This window comes from Frigoribacterium sp. CFBP 13605 (genome assembly GCF_014839405.1).
GTDB lineage: Bacteria > Actinomycetota > Actinomycetes > Actinomycetales > Microbacteriaceae > Frigoribacterium.
In genome coordinates, this window is sequence record NZ_JACYNS010000130.1 from 1 (window position 1) to 6,036 (window position 6,036).

Genomic DNA, 6,036 nt, shown 5'->3' on the forward strand with positions numbered 1-6,036 from the left:
TCGTCGACGGATCGCGCATCGTCGCCGTCGGGCCGGGACCCGCCCCCGCGTGGTGCACCGCCGGGCTGGCCCCGCCCGGCTGGGCGGCCGGGTCGGTTCCCGGGTCGGGCGGGCCTGCTTCTGAGCCAGCCGGGCCGGATGCCGCACCGATCGCGGTCGAGCGCGTCGACGGCCGGGGACACCTGCTGACCCCCGGCCTGGTCAACACGCACCACCACCTCTACCAATGGCTGACCCGTGGCGTCGCGCAGGACTCCATCCTGTTCGACTGGCTCGTCGCGCTCTACCCGACCTGGGCGCGCATCGACGAGCCGCTCGTCGAGGCCGGGGCCGCCGCCGCGATCGCCGTGCTCGCCCGGTCGGGGTGCACGACCGTCGGCGACCACCACTACGTCTTCCCGGCCGGTGCCGGCGACCTGCTGGGCGGCATCGTCCGGGCCGCCGCGACCGTCGGCGTCCGTCTGCACGCCACCCGCGGTTCGATGGACCTCGGTCGGTCGCAGGGCGGCCTGCCGCCGGACTTCGCCGTCGAGACGACGGACGCCGCGCTGCGGGCCAGCCAGGAAGCGGTGGCGCGGTTCCACGACCCGTCCGGCGACGCGCGGGTCCAGATCGCGATCGCGCCCTGCTCGCCGTTCTCGGTGACGCCCGACCTGCTGCGCGAGGCCGCCGTCCTCGGGCGGCAGCTCGGGGTCCGGCTGCACACCCACGGCTCCGAGACCGTGGAGGAGGACGCGTTCTGCCTCGAGCGGTTCGGCCGCACGCCGACCCAGTACCTGGAGGACCTCGGCTGGCTCGGCGACGACGTCTGGATGGCCCACTGCGTCCACCTCGACGACCACGCGATCGGACGGTTCGCCGCGACGGGGACCGGTGTGGCGCACTGCCCCTCGTCGAACGGTCGTCTCGCCGCGGGCATCGCCCCGATCGCGTCGTTGCTGCGCGCGGGGGCGCCCGTCGGGCTCGGGGTCGACGGTGCTGCGTCGAACGAGTCCGGCCAACTCGGCACCGAGATCCGGCAGGCGGTGCTCTTCGGGCGCCTGCGCTCCGGGGCGGACGCGTTCTCGGTCCGGCAGGGCCTGCGCCTGGCGACGATCGGCGGTGCACGCGTGCTCGGACGCGACGCGGACCTCGGCTCGATCGAGGTCGGGAAGCTCGCCGACCTCGCCCTCTGGCGCGTCGACGGGGTCGAGTTCGCGGGCATCGCCGACCCGGTGGCCGCCCTGGGGCTCGCCTCGATGCCGCCGCTGGCCCGGCTCTGGGTCGGCGGCGACGCGGTCGTGGCGGACGGCGAGCTCGTCCACGCGGACCAGGGTCTGCTCGCCGAGGGCGCGGCCCGGGCGTCGGCGGAGCTGCGCGCCCGCGTCTGACGCGACCCGCGCCTCCTGCGCCTCCTGCGCCTCATGCGCCTCTCGCGCCCGTCGGCGTGAGGGCACGACCCGCCCGACCCGCGCGACCCGCCACGAAGTAAACACTCCGCCACGACATCTCGTGGCGGAGTGTTTACTTCGTAGCGGCGTAGCGGCCGACGCCCTCGAACAGACGGCCCGACAACGACGAAAGCCCCTCACGAGGAGGGGCTTTCGGTTGCTCTGGTGGATCTGAGGGGACTCGAACCCCTGACCCCCTGCATGCCATGCAGGTGCGCTACCAGCTGCGCCACAGACCCAGAACTGTTGCCCTTCGGAGGTTTTCACCCCGTCGGAAGCAACTCGTCTACATTACTACACTTTTCGACCGCGCACGTTCACCCGCCCTCGACCCTGCTCGAGCGCGGCCGAGAAGACACGACATGCCGCTCACCTCGGGAGGTGAGCGGCATGTCGTGAGGCCCCGCCGACACGGCGGGGCCGAGGAGGCGCGGGGAGGCTAGGCCTCGGCCGGTGCGTCGGCTGCGAGCTCGGCCGGAGCGGTGGCCGACTCGCTCAGCACGTCGAGCGGGATGGTCGGGCAATCGCTCCAGAGGCGCTCGAGGGCGTAGTACTGACGGTCCTCGTCGTGGAAGACGTGGGCGACGACGTCACCGAAGTCGAGCAGGACCCAGCGGCCCTCGGCACGACCCTCACGGCGGAGGGTCTTGACGCCGGCCTCGAGCATCTTGTCCTCGATCTCGCCGGCGATGGCGACCACGTTGCGTTCGCTGCGGCCGGTGGCCAGCAGGAACACGTCGGTCAGGGGCAGGGGGCCGGACACGTCGAGGGCGACGAGGTCGTCGGCCTGCTTGTCGTCGGCCGCGCGTGCGGCGATCTGCAGCAGCTCGATGGCACGAGGGGTGGCTGTCACGTGTTCCTTAGGGGGTAGGTGGTGATGCGGGCCGACCGGGGTCGGTTCGGGTGGGTCGGGTCTCAGCCCAGCACCCCGGTGGCGAAGCCACCGATGATCAAGCCGATGATACCGAGGCCCACGACGCCGCCCGAGATGCCGAGGATCAGCGGCAGGTGGTTGCCCTTGGGCTGCGACGCGGCCAGCACGACGGCGCGGGTGGACGTGTGCGTGCTGATGGCCCGGCTGGCGCGCACGGGCTCGGCGTCGCTCGACGCCTGCTCGGCGTCGCCCTGCTCGAGGATGCGGTCCATGTCGGAGTTGTCGATGCGTGCCTGCGAGCCGGTCGACGCCAGGCTGCGCGGCAGGTCGATCGAGCCCGTGATGATGATCTCGCCGGTCGCGTTCAGCGCACCGGTCACGTCGGCGACCTGCGCGTCGGTGAGGATCAAGGCGTTCTGCTGACCGGTGCTGGTGCCGAGCTGGCGGCCCGGGACGGACTCCGCGTCGGGCTCGTCGGACTGGGTGGACCAGTGGCCGGACGGGACGACGGGCGCGGCCTCGGACGAGTCGTCGCGCTGGTCGCGCGACGGACCGGTGCCGGACGGTCGCGGCGCCGACGACACGGGACGGGACGGGGCAGGAGGCGCACTCGGCGAGTCCTGTCCGCTGCGGTCCTGCTCGTCGGACAGGGCGAACGGGAACACCGTCGGCGTCGACGTCGGGGTGGGGGTCGAGGACACCGGGGTCGCCGCGCCGGTCGCACCCGTGCGTCGGGGCCCGGGGACGTCGTCCGACGAGTCGTCGTCGTCCGACGGGTCGACGTCCGACACGGCGGACGGCACGGGGGCCGAGGCGGGACGGAGGGCCGCCGAGGCCGGCGCGGACGCACCGGGCGCAGAGGCCGGTCGGTCGGCGGCCGGGGCGATCTCGTCGACGGTGTTGAGCGCGTCGGCCAACGGACGACGGGGTTCGGGAGCCGGTGCCTGCAGAGGCACCGGGGAGGCGTCGCGGCTCTGGCTCGCGTCGCGCAGGGCGCGCATCTGGCGGCGGGTCAGGCCGGTGCCGGGGTCGACGACCGAGCCGGGTGCGGGGGGCGGCACGTCGCGCAGGGCGGCAGCCGACGGCACGGGGGTCGGCATCGGCACGTCACCCGTGGGGGTGGTCGCGGGCCGCGGGGCGGGAGCGGACGTCGAGGCGGGCACCACGGGCACGGCACCGGTGATGGCCTGACCGGCCTCGCGGGCTCGCTCGAGGTCGCGGATCTGTCGCCGGGTGAGGGGCGGCTGACCGTCGGACGTGCTCATGAAACGCTCCGATACAGATGGTGCTTGGAGATGTACTGGACGACGCCGTCGGGGACCAAGTACCACACCGGAAAGTCTCGACCCACCCGGGCGCGGCAATCGGTCGACGAGATGGCCAGTGCGGGGACTTCGAGCAAGCTTACGTCGCTCTCGGGCAAACCGCTAACGCTCAGGTCGTGGCCCGGCCGGGACACGGCGACGAAGTGGGCGAGGTCCCAGAGCTCTTGGACGTCTTTCCAGTCGAGGATCTGGGCGACGGCGTCGGCGCCGGTGATGAAGAAGAGCTCGGCCGTCGGACGGAGGCGTCGGATGTCGCGCAGGGTGTCGATCGTGTAGGTCGGCCCCTCGCGGTCGACGTCGACGCGGCTGACCGTGAAGGTCGGGTTCGACGCCGTGGCGATGACCGTCATGAGGTAGCGGTGCTCCGCCTCGCTGACCTCGGGTTTCATCCACGGTTGACCGGTCGGCACGAAGACGACCTCGTCGAGGTGGAACGACTGCGCCACCTCGCTGGCCGCGACCAGGTGCCCGTGGTGGATCGGGTCGAACGTGCCGCCCATGATGCCGACGCGGGGTCGCCTGACGCCCTCGCCGTCGGGCACGGTGGCGCCCGCCACGACCATCTCCCCGACCTCGGCGGTCAGTGGTTCTCGGGGTGACCGAACTCGTCGATCGGACCGTCGTGGTGGTCGAGCTTGTTCGCCTTGCGCAGCGAACGGTTGGCGACGTCGCGGTAGCTGAACACCACGTAGCCGAGGACGAGGAACGCGACGGCGAAGACACCGGCGATGACGGGTGCCGGCGCGATCAGCGGTGCGAGTTCTTCGTGGGCTTCGGCGAGCAGCAGCGAGGCGTCGAGCATGGGTTCTCCCGTTCAGGCGGTGACGATCGTCGGTCAGTCTACCCGCGGACCTGGCCCTGACCCCGCACGACCCATTTGGTGCTCGTGAGTTCGGCGAGCCCCATCGGTCCGCGGGCGTGGAGCTTCTGGGTCGAGATGCCGACCTCGGCCCCGAAGCCGAACTCGCCGCCGTCGGTGAAGCGGGTCGAGGCGTTGACCATGACGACGGCGCTGTCCACCTCGGCCAGGAACCGCTCGGCGGTCACCAGGTCGTTGGTCACGATCGACTCGGTGTGGTGCGTCGACCACCGGGCGATGTGCGCCATGGCCTCGTCGACGTCGGCCACGACCCGGACGGCGAGGTCGAGCCCCATGTACTCGGTCGCCCAGTCGTCCTCGGTCGCCGGGACCCCGTCGGGGAAGACCTCGAGCGTCCGTTCGTCGCCGTGGATCGTCACCCCGGAGGCGCGCAGGGCACCCAGCACCGGCGGCAGCAGGCGTTCCGCCGCCTCGCGGTGGACGAGCAACGTCTCGAGGGCGTTGCACACGCTCGGACGCTGCACCTTGGCGTTCTGGACGATGTCGACGGCCCACCCCTCGTCGGCGCTCGCGTCGAGGAAGACGTGCACGACCCCGGCACCGGTCTCGATGACGGGGACCGTCGACTCGCGGACGACGGTGTCGATCAGCTCGGCGCTGCCCCGGGGGATCAGGACGTCGACCAGCCCGCGGGCCCGCATGAGGTCGGCCGCCCCGTCGCGGCCGAACTCGTCGATGGTGACGACGGCGTCGGCCGGCAGCCCCACCTCGGCGAGGGCCTCGCGCATCACCTCGACCAGCACGCGGTTGGACTGCTGTGCCGCGCTGCCGCCGCGCAGGACGGCCGCGTTGCCGCTCTTCAGGGCGAGCGCGGCGATGTCGACCGTCACGTTGGGCCGGGCCTCGTAGATGGCTCCCACCACGCCGAACGGCACGCGGACCTGGTCGAGGCGCAGCCCGTTCGGCAGCACCTTGCCCCGCACCGACTCGCCGACCGGGTCGACCAGCGAGGCCACCAGCTCGGTGGCGGCCGCGAGCCCGGCCAGTCGACCGGAGTCGAGCCTCAGGCGGTCCTTGAGCGAGGCGCCGACGCCGTTCTCGCGCGCGTTCGCCAGGTCGAGCTCGTTCGCCGCCACGATCCGGTCGACGTTGGCGAGCAGGGCGGCGGCGACGGCGCGCAGACCCGCGTCCTTGCGCTCGGCCGTCGCGGTGGCGAGCACGCGGGAGGCAGCCTTCGCGGCGGTCAGCTTGTCGGTGAGCGACGGGGCCGGGGCATCGATGAGCGACATGCACGAAGCCTATGCGCCGCTCCCCCGTCCCGCGAGACCGCTCCGGCGGTCACCGCGGCGGCGCGGACCCCCCGAGGAGGCGCGGGTCAGTCCGGTCGCCCGCCCGCGCTCCCGGAGTCCCCCGCCGCAGGTCCCGACCCCGCGGCTCCCGCCGCCTCGAAGAAGGTGCCGACCTGCTCGCCCGCGAGGGCCCGGGCGACGTTGGCGGCGCTCGTCACGAGGACGGGGGTGCCGGCCTCGGCCGCGAACCGGGCGGCCGCGACCTTCGTGCCCGCGCCTCCGGTGCCGACGCCGGCCG

At 73.1% G+C, this 6,036-nt stretch carries 6 protein-coding genes, 1 tRNA gene and 1 pseudogene; 1 reads left to right on the forward strand and 7 read right to left on the reverse strand.

From position 1 onward, the window contains the following. On the forward strand, nucleotides 1-1,370 hold a 1,370-nt coding region (locus IFT36_RS14685), incomplete at its 5' end, for an 8-oxoguanine deaminase (protein WP_200413514.1). Nucleotides 1,371-1,593: 223 nt separating this feature from the next. Here the strand turns inward: IFT36_RS14685 and IFT36_RS14690 are convergent. From IFT36_RS14690 to IFT36_RS14720, 7 genes and pseudogenes are all read right to left on the reverse strand, one after another. Beyond that, nucleotides 1,594-1,669, reverse strand: a tRNA-Ala gene (locus IFT36_RS14690). Nucleotides 1,670-1,869: 200 nt separating this feature from the next. Next, nucleotides 1,870-2,283 (reverse strand): ribosome silencing factor, encoded by a 414-nt coding sequence (gene rsfS / locus IFT36_RS14695; RefSeq protein ID WP_200413515.1) that lies wholly within the window; start codon nucleotides 2,281-2,283, stop codon nucleotides 1,870-1,872. Nucleotides 2,284-2,345: 62 nt separating this feature from the next. Continuing rightward, a complete protein-coding gene (locus IFT36_RS14700) occupies nucleotides 2,346-3,569 on the reverse strand; it encodes a hypothetical protein (protein WP_200413516.1) in 1,224 nt (407 codons plus the stop codon). Next, a complete protein-coding gene (gene nadD, locus IFT36_RS14705; protein ID WP_082060195.1) occupies nucleotides 3,566-4,192 on the reverse strand; it encodes a nicotinate-nucleotide adenylyltransferase in 627 nt (208 codons plus the stop codon). The genes IFT36_RS14700 and nadD overlap by 4 nt, the downstream gene beginning before the upstream one ends. Before the next feature lie 17 nt (nucleotides 4,193-4,209). Continuing rightward, nucleotides 4,210-4,431, reverse strand: a complete 222-nt coding sequence (locus IFT36_RS14710; RefSeq protein ID WP_056048301.1) for a hypothetical protein — start codon at nucleotides 4,429-4,431, stop codon at nucleotides 4,210-4,212. A 38-nt stretch (nucleotides 4,432-4,469) separates the two neighbouring features. Then, entirely contained in the window at nucleotides 4,470-5,738 is a 1,269-nt protein-coding gene (locus IFT36_RS14715; RefSeq protein WP_200413517.1) for a glutamate-5-semialdehyde dehydrogenase, read from the reverse strand. Nucleotides 5,739-5,824: 86 nt separating this feature from the next. Beyond that, nucleotides 5,825-6,036 (reverse strand): annotated as a pseudogene (locus tag IFT36_RS14720) (hypothetical protein); the annotation flags it as partial.